Genomic DNA, 13,533 nt, shown 5'->3' on the forward strand with positions numbered 1-13,533 from the left:
GTGGCTGAACGGGACCCTACACTGGCGGCGTTGCCCCTGACACTCTCGCACATCCTGCCGTTTCAGTGGGCAGGTTCATGCAATATCGCTCACGGTTGTGCAACGTCACCGTTCGAATATCCAATGGAGGCCGCCGAGTGACCGAGCCGCAGACCGAAACCGCCGCAATTCCGGCCGCCCGCAGCCTGGGTCTGCTCGGTGCCGTGAACGCCCGCGACCTGGGCGGCTACCGGACCGCGGAGGGGTTGCTGCTGCGGGCCGGCGTCGCCCTGCGCAGTGACGGCCTCAGCCGGCTCACCGACGAGGACCTCGCGCGGCTGGCCGGGCTGGGCCTACGGCGGATCGTCGACCTGCGCAGCCCGGCCGAGGTCCGCGAGGCCGGTGCGGACAGGATCGTCGACGGCATGGCGGTCCATCAAATGCCGGTGTTCGCCACCGACTTCGACATCCACGCCACGCTGCGCGAGGCGCTGGCCGACCGTGATCCGGGCAAGCAGCGCGCCCTGCTCGGCGGGGGCCGCGCCGACGCCATGATGACCGGCCTCTACCGATGGTTCGTCACCGACCGGATCGCACGCGAACGGTTCGCCGGCGTGCTGCGGCTGCTCGCCGATCCGGACGGCGCTCCGCTGCTGTTCCACTGCTCGGCCGGAAAGGACCGCACCGGCTGGACGGCGGCCGTGCTGCTGACCGCGCTCGGCGTCGACCGGGAAACGGTGGTGACGGATTATCTGCTCACCAACGAGCGTTCCGCCGCCGTCGTCACGACGGTCCTGGAGGGGTTCCGGACCCGCGGGCTGATGGACGAGCCCGAGCTGCTGCTGCCGGTCTTCCGGGCCGAACGGAGCTACCTGGAGGCGGCCTTCGAGGAGGTCGAGACCGGCTGGCCGGACTTCGGGGCGTTCTGGGCCGACGGCCTCGGTCTGGACGAGGCCGTGCTGGCGGGTCTGCGGGCCAATCTGCTGGCACCCTGAGTCCCGCGGGCGCCCGGGCGCGGCCCGTGGGCTCGTCCGGCTCGTCCGGATCCGGGGGCCCGCCCCGGGCCCCGCCGGGCCGCCGTGCTCAGCCCTCGGCGGTCAGGCCCTCGCGCAGCTGGGTGAGCGTGCGGGTCAGCAGCCGCGAGACGTGCATCTGCGAGATGCCGATCTCCTCGCCGATCTGCGACTGGGTCAGATTGCCGAAGAACCGCAGCATGATGATCCGGCGCTCGCGCGGCGGCAGCTTGGCCAGCAGCGGCTTGAGCGACTCCCGGTACTCCACGCCCTCCAGCGCGAGGTCCTCATAGCCCAGCCGCTCGGCCAGCGGGCCCTCGCCGTCCTCCTCGCTCGGGCTGGAGTCCAGCGAGCTGGCGGTGTACGCGTTGCCGACCGCCAGGCCCTCCACCACGTCCTCCTCGCTGACGCCGAGGCAGGCGGCCAGTTCGGCCACGGTGGGGGAGCGGTCGAGGCGCTGGGAGAGCTCGTCTCCGGCCTTGGTGAGCGCCAGCCGCAGCTCCTGGAGCCGCCGGGGCACCCGCACCGACCAGCTGGTGTCCCGGAAGAAGCGCTTGATCTCGCCGACCACCGTCGGCATCGCGAAGGTCGGGAACTCGACGCCGCGCTCCGGGTCGAACCGGTCGATCGCCTTGATCAGCCCGATCGTGCCGACCTGGACGATGTCCTCCATCGGCTCGTTGCGGCTGCGGAAGCGCGCCGAGGCGTAGCGGACCAGCGGCAGGTTGAGCTCGATGAGGGTGTCGCGGACGTAGGTGTGCTCCGCGCTGCCCGGATCGAGGGCGGCCAGCCGCCCGAACAGGGAGCGGGAGAGCGTCCGGGTGTCGAGCCCGGCGTCCGGCGCGGCGGCGGCGCGCTGGAGCGGGATCTCCGCGGCGCCGGCCGGTGCAGCGTGGATCTCCGCAGTGCCCACATCTGAGGACATGCACCCACCCCCTCGTGACTGACGGTCCAACGGGTGCCGCCGTCGGAACGTTCCCGTGCGCGCGCCGGCCCCCTTTGCACCCTCCATACCGGCTCACGGTCCCCGGCAAACCCGAGCGTCGCAAGATGTCACGCCGCGGTGACGCGCCGCTGTCACGGCGTCACAAGCGAGGTGCGGTCAGTCCTCCCAGGAGTTGCCGGTCCGCAGCCTGGTCAGGATCCGCGACAGCAGCCGCGAGACGTGCATCTGGGACATCCCCAGCTCGGTGCTGATCTGCGACTGCGTCAGATTGGCGAAGAACCGCAGCATGACGATCCGGCGCTCCCGCTCGGGCAGCTGCACCAGCAGGTGGCGGACCATGTCCCGGTGCTCGACCTCGGCCAGCGCGGCGTCCTCGTAACCGAGCCGGTCGAGCAGCGCCAGCCCGCCCTCGTGCTCCTGGGCGGCCTCCAGCGAGGCAGCGTTGTAGGCCCGCCCGGCGTCCAGGCAGGCCCGGACGTCCTCCTCGGGGATCCGCAGGCTGGCGGCGATCTCCGGCACCTTGGGGGCCCGGCCGTGCACCACGGTCAGCTCCTCCATCGCGCCGCTGACCTGCACCCAGAGCTCCTGGAGCCGGCGCGGGACGTGCATGGTGCGGACGTTGTCGCGGAAGTAGCGCTTGATCTCGCCGAGGATGGTCGGCAGCGCGTAGGTGGGGAACTGCACGCCGCGGCCGGGGTCGAACCGGTCGATGGCGTTGATCAGGCCGATGGTGCCGACCTGGACGACGTCCTCCATCGGCTCGCTGCGGCTGCGGAAGCGGGTGGCGGCGTAGCGCACGAGGGGGATGTTGACCTCGATCAGCGCGGCCCGGACCCGTTCGCGCTCGGGGGTGTCCGGGGGCAGCTCGGCGAGCCGCTCGAAGAGCACCCGGGTGAGGGTGCGCACGTCGACCGCGGGGCGGCCGCCGGGGCCGCGCAGGCGGTCCGGGCGGAGCTCGCCGGCCGGGCTGATCACGGCGGCCAGCACCTCGTCGTCCGGCGCGCTCCCTGGTGTCCGCACGGACACGTCACCCCTCCCATAGTCGACAACGGTGGGACCTGCGGACCGGGTGTCGCGTCTCGTCACCGCCTTCGCCATGTCCGGCAAAACCGGTCATAGCATCACAAGGCGGGCGCATGTCGGGCAAGTACCGCGCGGAGGTGTGTTGGTGTGCCGCCGGGCGGGGTGGGGTCGGGCCGGCGGTGCGGGGGAAGGGCCGGGCCGGGACAGCGCAAGGCGCCCCGCCCGAATGCCGGGCGGGGCGCCGTGGGCCGTCGGGCTCAGACCTCGATGTCGGCGATCACCCAGGTGGCGAATTCGCGCCACTGCGCGGCCGCGGCCTGGTGGGCCGGGTGGGTGAGGTACGCCTGGAGCGCCTCGCGGTCCTCGACCAGGCTGTTGATCGCGTAGTCGTGGGCGATGTCGCGGTCGGTGGTGTTCCAGCCGCACTCCCACGCGCGCAGCTCGGGTACGAGCGGGCCGAGCTCGGCGAAGGCCTTGGCGCCGGCGAGCGCGCGCTCGTCGTCCTTGCTGACGCCTTCGTTGAGCTTGAACAGGACCAGGTGGCGGATCACGGTGCCGCTCCTCGCGGACGGGGTCGGGTGTCGGGCCCACCGTAGCCGGTGGGGCGCGGGCTATTTCACCAGGCCGGTCATGAAGGTGCCGACGGCCTTGGCGGCGTTCGAGATGCCTTCGAAACCCAACTGGACCAGCTCGGCGGCCCGGGCCGGCGAGGTGATGATCGTGTAGAGCACGAAGATGAGCAGGAGGACCATTCCGATCTTCTTCGCCTGCGCCATCCGTGACCTTCCTCCCTGCCGTGGGCCGTCGTCGCTCGGTCCCCGAGCGGCCCGGTGCAACGGGCAGCTTATCCACCCGGACGGCCTATCAAGTGAGCGACGCGTTCACCTGCCGGGACGAAGGTCCCCGTGGCAGGGGCCTTTCTCCGGGTGCCGGAGGCGCCGGAGGGCGGCAGGATGGGTGATGTACCGAGGATCTGGCAGGAATCCCCGGTACGTGGATCCGGAGCTCCCCGCTGTGGGACCGGGCGCCGCGGCTTCCCCCCGACGCGGCCCCGGTTGTGGGACTCCGCCGGGGGAGCGGTCAGTCCCCCCGAACCGCTCCCCCTCTTCCAGGCTCCGTACTCGACAGGCGTTGGTGGTCATCGGCCGACGGGTACGGAGCCCTTTCCGCGTTCGAGGGTGCGCGGGAACGCCGAAGGCCCGTCCGGTGAACCGGACGGGCCTTCGGGCCTGCTGGCGGTAGCGGTGGGATTCGAACCCACGGTGGAGTTGCCCCCACACACGCTTTCGAGGCGTGCTCCTTTGGCCGCTCGGACACGCTACCGAGGGGAACTCTACCGGACGGGTGGCGCGGGAACGAAATCCGTTCCCGGGGCGGATTCAGCGGTGGGTGTCGAAGAAGGCGCGCAGTTGCTCGCCGCACTCGTCGGCGAGGACGCCCCAGATCACCTCGGGGCGGTGGTTGAGCCGCCGGTCACGCATCACGTCGAAGAGCGATCCGGCCGCGCCGGCCTTCTCGTCGAGGGCGCCGTAGACCACACGGTCGATCCGGGAGAGCACGATCGCGCCCGCGCACATGGTGCAGGGCTCCAGGGTGACGACCAGGGTGCACCCGCTCAGCCTCCACTCGCCGAGCTTCGCGGCCGCCTCGCGGATGGCCACCACCTCGGCGTGCGCGGTCGGGTCGCCGACGGCCTCGCGCTCGTTGTGGCCGCGGCCGAGGACCTCGCCGTCCGGGCCGAGGACGAGCGCCCCGACCGGGACGTCCCCGGTGGCCGGCGCCAGTGCGGCCTCGGCGATGGCGAGGCGCATCGGCGCCGCCCAGCGGTCGCGGACCGGGTCGGGGCGGACGGGAGCGGGCAGCGGCGGGATCGGGCGGACGGACTGCATGGCATCCAGTGTCGGGCATGGCGCGGGTCCGGACGTCCGGACGGCGGACACGGGGCGTTACCGGACGGCCTCCAGGACCTCGCCGCAGCCGAGCGCCTCGGCGATCTCCTCCAGGGCGTCCCCGGGCACCGCGCCCTCGCCGCTGAGGGCGATCAGCTCGTCGGCGGCGAGGCCGAACTCGGTCAGCAGGTGGGCGTCGCCGAGCGGGCCGACCGGGACGCCGCCGGGGCCGTCGCCGTCCTCCTCGTCCTCCTGCTCCTGGGCCTCGGTGCCGTCCTCCAGCTCGGCGACCAGGTCGTCGAGGTCGCCGAACTCGCTCTCGCCGGCCTGGTCCACCAGCTCGTCGGTGAGGACGGCGCCGTAGGAGCTGCGGGCCGCGGCGGCGCCGTCCGACACGAAGATCCGCGGATCCTCCTCGCCGTCCACCCGGACGATGGCGAACCAGGCGTCCTCCTGTTCGATGAAGAGCAGGACGCTGTCGTCGTCCTGGGCCGCCTCACGGGCCAGGTCGGCCAGGTCGGCGAGGGTTTCGACGTCGTCGAGCTCCGTCTCGCTCACATCCCACCCGTCCTCGGTGCGAGCAAGCACTGCAGCGAAGTACGCCACCAGGGACACTCCCCAAGATCTCGGTCTCGGCTGTCGGCGCTCGCGGGCGACGCGGTACTGGCCGCCCCCGCGCCAGAGGCGGTCCGCTGTTCGGACCGTCCCATCGGAATCGTGACAGAAAGCAAGGCTCTGCGGGGGGTGTTCTGCAGCGCGTCTTTGCAGGTCGTGTCGGAAGAGTTGGCCGTCGGACGGTGAACGGACGACCGGGTGGCAGCGGGAGTGTGGAGAAGCCGTGGAGGGCCTGTCAGAAGCGGAAGGTTCGCATCCGCATGGCCTCGCGCATCCGGCGCTCCTTGGTCCGGCGGGGCTGCACCCGCTCGCGCAGTTCGCGGGCCTCGGTCAGCTCGCGCAGGAAGACGGCGCGGCGCCTGCGGCGCTCCGCCTCGGTCTCCGGCCGGTCCGGGGGCGGGCCCGAGAGGGGGCCCGACGGGGCCGCGGCCCCGTCCGCCGAGCCGTCCCCGGGGTTCGGGTTGCTCGTCATAGGACCTGACTTTCCCAGATCGGCCGGATTGATACCACAGGAGCCCGATCCGTCCGGACGTTCTCGGCGGGTCACGGCGCGTGACGGCGGGTGACGTACGACCGTCACCCGCCCGGGGCCGGGCGCGGGGCGCCCTGGCACGGCGTGTCGTACGGGCGTCCGTACCCGGGCTAACCTCGATGCATGCGGATCCACGTCGTCGACCACCCCCTGGTGGCCCACAAGCTCTCCACCCTGCGCGACGAGCGCACCGACTCGCCGACCTTCCGTCGCCTGACCGACGAGCTGGTGACCCTCCTCGCCTACGAGGCCACCCGGGACGTCCGCACCGACGAGGTGGAGATCACCACCCCGGTGGCCGTGACCACCGGCACCCGGCTGTCCTACCCGCGCCCGCTGGTGGTGCCGATCCTGCGGGCCGGCCTCGGCATGCTGGACGGCATGACCCGGCTGCTGCCGACCGCCGAGGTCGGCTTCCTGGGCATGGTGCGCAACGAGGAGACCCTGGAGGCCTCCACCTACGCCACCCGGATGCCGGACGACCTCTCCGGCCGCCAGGTGTACGTGCTCGACCCGATGCTGGCCACCGGCGGCACGCTGGTCGCGGCGATCCGGATGCTGATCGAGCGCGGCGCCACCGACGTCACCGCCGTCGTGCTGCTGGCCTCGCCGGAGGGCGTCGCGGTGATGGAGCGCGAGCTGGCCGGCCTGCCGGTCACCGTGGTCACCGCGGCCGTTGACGAGCGGCTGAACGAGAACGGCTACATCGTCCCGGGCCTCGGCGACGCCGGCGACCGGCTGTACGGCACGGCGGGCTGAGTCCCTGCGGCCCACCCGAACGAAGACGAAGCCCCCCGGCACCGCGCCGGGGGGCTTCGCTTCGTCCTGCGGGGTCCGGTGGTCAGCAGCTGCCGGTGGTGCTCGGGGCCGGGACCGGCTTGGTGGCCAGGGCCAGCGCGGCGGCGGCCTGGGTCTCGTCCAGCAGCGCGTTGTAGCTGTCGCCGATGACGAAGTCCACGGTGGTGTCGGTCCGGGCGTCGGCGGTGCTGGTCGCGCCCGCGATCACCGAGCCGACCAGGGTGGACGCCCCGGCGCCGGCCGCTCCGGCGATCACCTGGGCGGTGCCGGGCACCTTCTTGTCGAGCTCCGCGGGGGCGTTGCCGACCTTGCCGATGGTGAAGCCGCGCTTCTTCAGCTCCTCGGCGGTGCGGGCGGCCAGGCCGGCCTTGGCGGTGGCGTTGTAGACGTTCACGGTGACCGCCGCCGGCTGCGGGACGGCCTTCGGGTCGATCGGCGCGGTGGCCGAGCCCGGCGCGGTCGGCGCCGCCTCGGTCGGGGCGGCCAGCGGCTTGCCGGACGGGGTGGCGCAGGCCTGGGCGGAGGCGCTCTTGCCCTTGCCGCTGAAGATGTCCCAGAGCTGGACGCCGCCGAGGCCGATCAGGGCCAGTGCGAGCACCGCGCCGATCAGTGCGAGCACCCTGCGGCTGCGCTTCGGCGGGCGGCCCAGCCTCGGGTAGGAGTTGCCGGTGATCCGGTACTGCTTCCCCTTCAGGCCTTGGGGAGTCAACATGCTCACGGTTTGTCTCCCCCTCGTGCCGGGGCGGGGATCGGGTGACGGTGGGCCGGGCGCGGTGCCCGCGAAAGCGGTGTCACGCGAACGCGGTCGCGGCCGTAGTCAGCAGATTAGTGCCGTACAGCGGTGAAGGTACTAAACGATCATCATCAGGAGTACGCCGGTACCCGAATGGCGGCACCGCGACCGCACCCGGGTACGAACGGAACCGCCCTCCGGGATCAGCCGGAGAGCGGTCCGAACGCGTACGGGGCCGGGTCGGCCGGCCCCCGGTCATTCCATTTCGAGGACGCGGGCGTGCAGCACCTGGCGCTGCTGGAGCGCGGCGCGGACCGCGCGGTGCAGTCCGTCCTCCAGGTACAGGTCACCGTGCCACTTCACGACGTGCGCGAAGAGGTCCCCGTAGAAGGTGGAGTCCTCCGCCAGGAGGGTTTCCAGATCCAGTTGTCCCTTGGTGGTCACCAGCTGGTCCAGTCGCACCGGGCGCGGGGCGACGTCCGCCCACTGGCGGGTGCTGGTACGGCCGTGATCCGGGTACGGCCGCCCATTGCCGATGCGCTTGAAGATCACACGGAAAGCCTACCGTTTGGGCGGCGGATGGCGCAGCAGCCGCGACGCCGCCACGCGCACCGGTACCGGCTGCGGGCGGGGGATTGCGGCTGTTTCATGGGAAATGTCGTGTAGGTCCCGCGTGGCCGCTGCCCTTTCGTCCGGTCCGCCGTACCGCTGTGGAGGGTGACCGATGTCCGCTGCCGTTCCGACCGCCGTCCGGGAGATCGCCGACGGGTACGCCTTCGCCGGTCCCGCGCTGGACCTCGGCGCGGTGCTGCTGGACGGCACCGCGTACGCCGAAGCCCCGGTGCGGGTGCCGCTCGGGGTGCTCAACCGGCACGGGCTGGTGGCGGGCGCCACCGGCACCGGCAAGACCAAGACCCTCCAGCTGATCGCCGAACAGCTGTCCGCCCAGGGCGTGCCGGTGTTCCTCGCCGACATCAAGGGCGACGTCTCCGGGGTGGCCGCGCCCGGTGAGCCGGGCGAGCGGACCGCCGCCCGGGCCGCCGAGGTCGGCCAGGACTGGACGGCCCGGGGTTGCCCCGCCGAGTTCTACGCGCTCGGCGGCCAGGGCACCGGCATTCCGCTGCGGGCGACGGTCACCAGCTTCGGGCCGCTGCTGCTGGCCAAGGTGCTGGACCTGAACGAGACCCAGGAGTCCTCGCTCGGCCTGGTCTTCCACTACGCCGACCGCAACGGCCTGGAGCTGTACGACCTCAAGGACCTCACGGCGGTCATCACCTTCCTCGCCTCGCCCGAGGGCAAGGAGGAGCTGAAGGGCATCGGCGGGATCTCCGCCGCCACCGCCGGGGTGATCCTGCGCTCGCTGACCCTGCTGGAGAACGAGGGCGCCGGGGCGTTCTTCGGCGAACCGGAGTTCGACACCGCCGAGCTGCTGCGGCGGGCCGAGGACGGCCGGGGGGTGGTCTCGGTGCTGGAGCTGCCCGCGGTGCAGGACCGGCCGAGGCTCTTCTCGACCTTCCTGATGTGGCTGCTCGCCGACCTCTACCAGGAGCTGCCCGAGGTCGGCGACCTCGACCGGCCGAAGCTGGTCTTCTTCTTCGACGAGGCGCACCTGCTGTTCAAGGGCGCCTCCAAGGCCTTCCTGGAGGCGATCACCCAGACCGTGCGGCTGATCCGTTCCAAGGGAGTGGGAATCTTCTTCGTCACCCAGACGGCGAAGGACGTGCCCGGGGACGTGCTGGCGCAGCTGGGCAACCGGGTGCAGCACGCGCTGCGGGCGTTCACCCCGGACGACGCCAAGGCGCTCAAGGCGACCGTCTCGACCTTCCCGAAGTCGGCCGCGTACGACCTGGCGGAGCTGCTGACCTCGCTGGGGACGGGCGAGGCGGTGGTCACGGTGCTGTCCGAGAAGGGCGCGCCGACGCCGGTCGCGGCGACCAGGCTGCGGGCGCCGCAGTCGCTGATGGGGCCGCTGGAGCCGGGGGCGCTGCGCGCGGCGGTGGACGGGTCGGCGCTGCTGGGGCGGTACCGGGACGCGATCGACCGGGAGTCGGCGTACGAGAAGCTGGCGGCGCGGGCGGCCCGGCCGCAGGCGGAGCCGGTGCCGGCGGGGGAGCGGGAGCCCGCGCGGGAGCCGGCCGGGGAACGGGAGCCCGCTCGGGAGCCCGGGGCGCGGCGGGAGAAGGCGGACGCCGGGCTGCTCGGCTCGCTGCTGGCCAACCCGGCGCTGAAGTCCTTCGCCCGGTCCGCCGGGACGCAGCTCGGCAGGGAGATCTCCCGGAGCCTGTTCGGCACGTCCCGGCGGCGCCGGTGAGGGACCGTCGCCCCCGGTGTCAGCGCAGCGCGGCGCCGATCCGGTCGAGGGAGGAGAGGCGCATCAGGCCGTAGTTGTAGAACTCGACCTCCGGCACGCCCAGTGCGCGCAGGACGGCGATCTTCTCCGCGAGGTTCGCCGGGCCGTCGCAGTCCGAGGCCATCGGGCGCAGGATGACCGCCATGTCCTGCGGGCGCACCCCGTGCAGGGCGAAGGCGGCGACCTTCTCGCGCACCGCCTCCGGGGTGCGCGCGTAGCCGAGCGTCTCGATCTGGTGGGCGGCCTTCGCCAGCCCCGGCAGGTCGATCCCGGACAGCCAGCCGGTGCCCGGCCCGCCGCCGTCCATGAAGGTCAGTCGCATGCCGTGCCGCGCCGCCTCCTCGGCGACCTCGGCGGCCAGCGAGGTCACCGTCGCCGCCGAGGCGTCCACGTAGGCGGCGACGGCGCCGTCCGCCAGCTCGTCCAGCGCGGCCGGCTCGGCGGCGGCCGACTCGTCGGCCAGCCGGCGGCGCAGCTCGGTGCGGACCGCCGCGGCCACCTCGTCGGCCGGCACGCCCGCGCGGACGGCCGCCGTCCGGCAGTGCGCGCAGAAGCAGAGGCCGAGCAGCGCCTCGGCGGCCGGGCCCAGCTCCTCGAAGTAGCGCTCGTGGTGGTAGCCGTGGCGCAGGCCGTGGAAGTGCAGCGACTCGGCCCGGATCGCGTCCACGCCGTACCGGGCCAGCTCCGCCACCAGGGTGCGGGCGTACTCGCGGACCTCCGGGTGGGCCGGGCACAGCTCGGTGAGGTGGCGGTCGCCGAAGGCGTTGGCGGGCGCGCAGTCCGGGTGCTCGAAGCCGAGCCGGTCGTTGTGGCAGAACACCGTCCAGGCGTGCAGCTTCAGCCCGCGCCGGCGGGCCTCCTCGGCGGCCTCGGCGAAGGGGTCGCGCTCGCCGATCGCGGTGGACGGCACGGGCCGCAGCCGCCGGCCGGACCAGCGGGCCGGGTCGGGGCGGAAGTAGGCGGCGCCCGGCTCCAGGTAGCGGATCACCCGGTGCGGGTTGTGCGGGAAGACGTCCCGGGCCTCGTGGTAGACCGAGGCGAGGGTGACGCCGCCGACCCCGGCCCGGTCGGTGAGGTTGCCGAAGAACGTGTCGGCGCCCTCGTCGAGGAGGTCGGTGGCGAAAGCGAGGACGGACGACTCCACGGTGCGGCTCCGGAGCAGGGGGCAGGTGCCTGCTCACGCTAACCGCCGTGGTGGGAATGGTCTATACCTGGCCGGGGTGGCGCGCTCAGATGCCCAGGTCGTCGAGTTCCTTGAGCAACGCGGAGCCCGGGCCGGCCGGGTTGGAGGCGGTCTTCGGGCCGCTCTTCGGGCCGCTCTTCGAGGTCCGCTCGCCCCGGTCGCGCAGCAGCCAGGCGCCGGCCAGGCCGCCGATCAGCCCGCCCAGGTGGCCGAGCCAGCTGACGCCCTGGGCGCTCGGCAGCACGCCCAGCAGCAGGTACGAGTACATCGCCGCGACGGCCACGCCGATCACCGTGTCCACCAGGTTGCGGTCGAAGATCCCGCGCAGCACCACGTAGCCGAAGTACCCGTAGACCACCCCGCTGGCACCCGCCGTGACGGTTTCGGGCCGCTCGAAGAACCAGATCGTCAAGCCGCTGGCCACCACGATCAGCACCGTCGCCAGCAGGAACCGCTTCATGCCCCGGTACGCGGCGAGGAAGCCGAAGGCGAACAGCGGCCAGGAGTTGGCCTCGATGTGCTCCCAGCCGAAGTGCAGCAGCGGCATGGTGAGGATGTCCGGCAGCTCGTCCAGCCGCCCGGAGTTCACCCCGTACTCGTACGAGAGCCGGTAGTCGTCGAGCCAGTTCGCCACCTGCACCGCCCAGATGACGGCCAGTGCGCCGAGCATCGTGAACAGCGCGGCGCGGGAGTCACGGAGCAACCGGGCGAATCGCGGGGACATAACCCGACTGTAGGGCCGGGGTGGGTGGTTGGTCACCCCACTAAGGTGAATCCTGCGCATCCCGTCCGACGGCCCGCACCCGGGTCCGGGCGGCCCTTATCCCACCATGCCGAGAGGTGACCCTCCATGAGTGTGCGTCCGCCGCTGCCGTACGAGTTCCTGCCGCAGGTGCCGTCCTTCCCGCTGACCAGCGAGGACATCACCGAGGGCGGGACGCTGGCCAAGGAGTTCAGCTACGGCGGGGACAACCTCTCGCCGCAGCTGGCCTGGTCCGGCCTGCCGGAGGGCACCCGCTCGATCGCCGTCACCTGCTACGACCCGGACGCCCCGACCGGCTCCGGCTGGTGGCACTGGCTCGCCCTCAACCTGCCCGCCGACACGACCGGGCTGGCGCGCGGCGCCGGCGCGTCCGACGCCGACCTGCCGGGCGAGCACTCCTTCCACGCCCGCAACGACTTCCCGGGCAACAAGTACGACGGCGCCGCCCCGCCGCCCGGCCCGGCCCACCGCTACGCCTTCGCCGTCCACGCCCTCGACGTGGACACCCTGGACGTCCCCGCCGACGCCCCGCCGGCCCAGGTCGGCTTCAACATCACCTTCCACACCCTGGCCCGCGCCGTCATCACCGCCGAGTTCGGCGCCTGACCCGCCGCCCGGAGCCCTGACGCCGCCGTCCGTGACCGCACGGGCGGTGGCGTCGTCTTGTCGGCCGGGCACTCGGGCCGGATGCTCGGGCCGGGAGCTCAAGCCGGGCCGGCGGCGTGGGTGGCGCGGGTGGCGAGGGCGCGCAGGCGGGTGCGCATCTCGGGGGGTGAGTGGACCTCGAACTCGCAGCCGAGCATCAGGAGGCGGACGGCCAGCCAGTCCGGGGCGTCGTTGCGGGAGCGGAAGCGGCAGCTGTGCTCGTCGATCGGCTCGATCTCGTCGGCCTCGCCGTAGCCGCCCATGCGGTGGCGGGCCTCGTCGGCGGGCAGTTGGAGGGTGGCGTCCAGGGTCGGGGTGGGGGACTGGCGGCGGAGCTTGCTCGCGACGTACGCGGCGGCGTCCTCGGCGGGCAGCGGGCGCGGGGTGAAGCGGGCGCCGGTGGCGAAGGGTTCGCCGATCCGGTCCACCCGGAAGAGCCGCCAGTCGTCCCGGTCGAGGTCGAAGCCGACCAGGTACCAGCGGCGGCCGGCCGAGACCAGGCGGTCCGGCTCGACCTGGCGCCGGGTCCGGGCGCCGTCGCCGGCGCGGTAGGCGAAGCGCAGGCGCTCGCGGTTGGCGACCGCGCCCGCCAGCACGGTGAGGTCCTCCGGGTCGACGGTCGGACCGTCGCCGCCGAGCAGCGGCAGGGTGGCCCGGTCGAGGGTGGCGACCCGGTGGCGGAGCCGGGTGGGCAGCACCTGGAGCAGCTTGCCGAGGGCGCGCACCGAGGCCTCCTCGATGCCGACCACGGCGTGCCCGGCCGCCGCCCGCAGGCCGACCGCGATGGCCACGGCCTCCTCGTCGTCGAGCAGCAGCGGCGGCATCGCGGTGCCCGCGACCAGCCGGTAGCCGCCGACCGGTCCCATGGTGGCCTCGACCGGGTAGCCGAGGTCGCGGAGCCGGTCGATGTCGCGGCGGATGGTGCGCGGGCTGACCTGGAGCCGGTCGGCGAGCTCGCTGCCGGGCCACTCGCGCGGGGTCTGGAGGAGGGAGAGCAGGCTGAGGAGTCGTGCCGGGGTGTCCGTCATGGGATCCAGGGTGCCGGAAGTAGCGGTCAGGATCTG

16 protein-coding genes and 1 tRNA gene are annotated in these 13,533 nt (G+C 73.1%); 4 read left to right on the forward strand and 13 right to left on the reverse strand.

Translation table 11 applies throughout. The features are described 5' to 3' along the window. Positions 1-137: 137 nt before the first annotated feature. On the forward strand, positions 138-974 hold the full coding sequence (locus tag ACFVUH_RS18435) for a tyrosine-protein phosphatase (protein WP_387914298.1): 837 nt from the start codon (positions 138-140) through the stop codon (positions 972-974). An 88-nt stretch (positions 975-1,062) separates the two neighbouring features. Here ACFVUH_RS18435 and ACFVUH_RS18440 read toward each other — a convergent pair whose 3' ends face one another. The 8 genes from ACFVUH_RS18440 to ACFVUH_RS18475 form a co-directional block, all read right to left on the reverse strand. Then, on the reverse strand, positions 1,063-1,917 hold the full coding sequence (locus ACFVUH_RS18440; RefSeq protein WP_355360674.1) for an RNA polymerase sigma factor SigF: 855 nt from the start codon (positions 1,915-1,917) through the stop codon (positions 1,063-1,065). A 177-nt stretch (positions 1,918-2,094) separates the two neighbouring features. After that, the gene (locus tag ACFVUH_RS18445) at positions 2,095-2,964 is read right to left on the reverse strand and encodes an RNA polymerase sigma factor SigF (protein WP_380681708.1); all 870 of its coding nucleotides are present in this window, start codon (positions 2,962-2,964) and stop codon (positions 2,095-2,097) included. A gap of 254 nt (positions 2,965-3,218) precedes the next feature. Further along, positions 3,219-3,512, reverse strand: coding sequence for a Dabb family protein (locus ACFVUH_RS18450; protein ID WP_387914300.1), 294 nt, complete (start codon positions 3,510-3,512; stop codon positions 3,219-3,221). A gap of 60 nt (positions 3,513-3,572) precedes the next feature. Then, positions 3,573-3,737, reverse strand: a complete 165-nt coding sequence (locus ACFVUH_RS18455; protein WP_199926184.1) for a hypothetical protein — start codon at positions 3,735-3,737, stop codon at positions 3,573-3,575. A 457-nt stretch (positions 3,738-4,194) separates the two neighbouring features. Then, positions 4,195-4,284, reverse strand: a tRNA-Ser gene (locus ACFVUH_RS18460). A gap of 56 nt (positions 4,285-4,340) precedes the next feature. Further along, positions 4,341-4,850, reverse strand: coding sequence for a tRNA adenosine(34) deaminase TadA (gene tadA, locus ACFVUH_RS18465; protein ID WP_355360667.1), 510 nt, complete (start codon positions 4,848-4,850; stop codon positions 4,341-4,343). A 57-nt stretch (positions 4,851-4,907) separates the two neighbouring features. Continuing rightward, complete coding sequence (locus ACFVUH_RS18470) at positions 4,908-5,408, reverse strand: hypothetical protein (protein WP_387914301.1); 501 nt, start codon at positions 5,406-5,408, stop codon at positions 4,908-4,910. 292 nt (positions 5,409-5,700) lie between these two features. Then, entirely contained in the window at positions 5,701-5,937 is a 237-nt protein-coding gene (locus ACFVUH_RS18475; protein WP_355360661.1) for a hypothetical protein, read from the reverse strand. 183 nt (positions 5,938-6,120) lie between these two features. Here ACFVUH_RS18475 and upp point away from each other — a divergent pair, with 183 nt between their 5' ends. Next, complete coding sequence (upp, locus tag ACFVUH_RS18480; protein ID WP_355360658.1) at positions 6,121-6,756, forward strand: uracil phosphoribosyltransferase; 636 nt, start codon at positions 6,121-6,123, stop codon at positions 6,754-6,756. An 82-nt stretch (positions 6,757-6,838) separates the two neighbouring features. Here upp and ACFVUH_RS18485 read toward each other — a convergent pair whose 3' ends face one another. Both ACFVUH_RS18485 and ACFVUH_RS18490 read right to left on the reverse strand, forming a co-directional pair. After that, positions 6,839-7,507 (reverse strand): LytR C-terminal domain-containing protein, encoded by a 669-nt coding sequence (locus ACFVUH_RS18485; RefSeq protein WP_387914303.1) that lies wholly within the window; start codon positions 7,505-7,507, stop codon positions 6,839-6,841. A 276-nt stretch (positions 7,508-7,783) separates the two neighbouring features. Further along, a complete protein-coding gene (locus ACFVUH_RS18490; RefSeq protein ID WP_030061387.1) occupies positions 7,784-8,080 on the reverse strand; it encodes a type II toxin-antitoxin system VapB family antitoxin in 297 nt (98 codons plus the stop codon). Between the two features lie 172 nt (positions 8,081-8,252). Here ACFVUH_RS18490 and ACFVUH_RS18495 point away from each other — a divergent pair, with 172 nt between their 5' ends. Beyond that, positions 8,253-9,839, forward strand: coding sequence for a helicase HerA-like domain-containing protein (locus ACFVUH_RS18495; protein ID WP_355360655.1), 1,587 nt, complete (start codon positions 8,253-8,255; stop codon positions 9,837-9,839). Between the two features lie 19 nt (positions 9,840-9,858). Here the strand turns inward: ACFVUH_RS18495 and ACFVUH_RS18500 are convergent, their stop codons facing one another. After that, the gene (locus ACFVUH_RS18500) at positions 9,859-11,022 is read right to left on the reverse strand and encodes a hypothetical protein (RefSeq protein WP_387914305.1); all 1,164 of its coding nucleotides are present in this window, start codon (positions 11,020-11,022) and stop codon (positions 9,859-9,861) included. A gap of 85 nt (positions 11,023-11,107) precedes the next feature. Beyond that, complete coding sequence (locus ACFVUH_RS18505) at positions 11,108-11,785, reverse strand: rhomboid family intramembrane serine protease (protein WP_387914307.1); 678 nt, start codon at positions 11,783-11,785, stop codon at positions 11,108-11,110. 126 nt (positions 11,786-11,911) lie between these two features. Between ACFVUH_RS18505 and ACFVUH_RS18510 the strand changes: the two genes are divergently transcribed. Then, a complete protein-coding gene (locus ACFVUH_RS18510; RefSeq protein ID WP_387914309.1) occupies positions 11,912-12,430 on the forward strand; it encodes a YbhB/YbcL family Raf kinase inhibitor-like protein in 519 nt (172 codons plus the stop codon). A 98-nt stretch (positions 12,431-12,528) separates the two neighbouring features. Here ACFVUH_RS18510 and ACFVUH_RS18515 read toward each other — a convergent pair whose 3' ends face one another. Beyond that, a complete protein-coding gene (locus tag ACFVUH_RS18515) occupies positions 12,529-13,497 on the reverse strand; it encodes a helix-turn-helix transcriptional regulator (RefSeq protein ID WP_387914311.1) in 969 nt (322 codons plus the stop codon). Positions 13,498-13,533: the final 36 nt, after the last annotated feature.

The organism is Kitasatospora sp. NPDC058032 (genome assembly GCF_042885845.1).
GTDB lineage: Bacteria > Actinomycetota > Actinomycetes > Streptomycetales > Streptomycetaceae > Kitasatospora.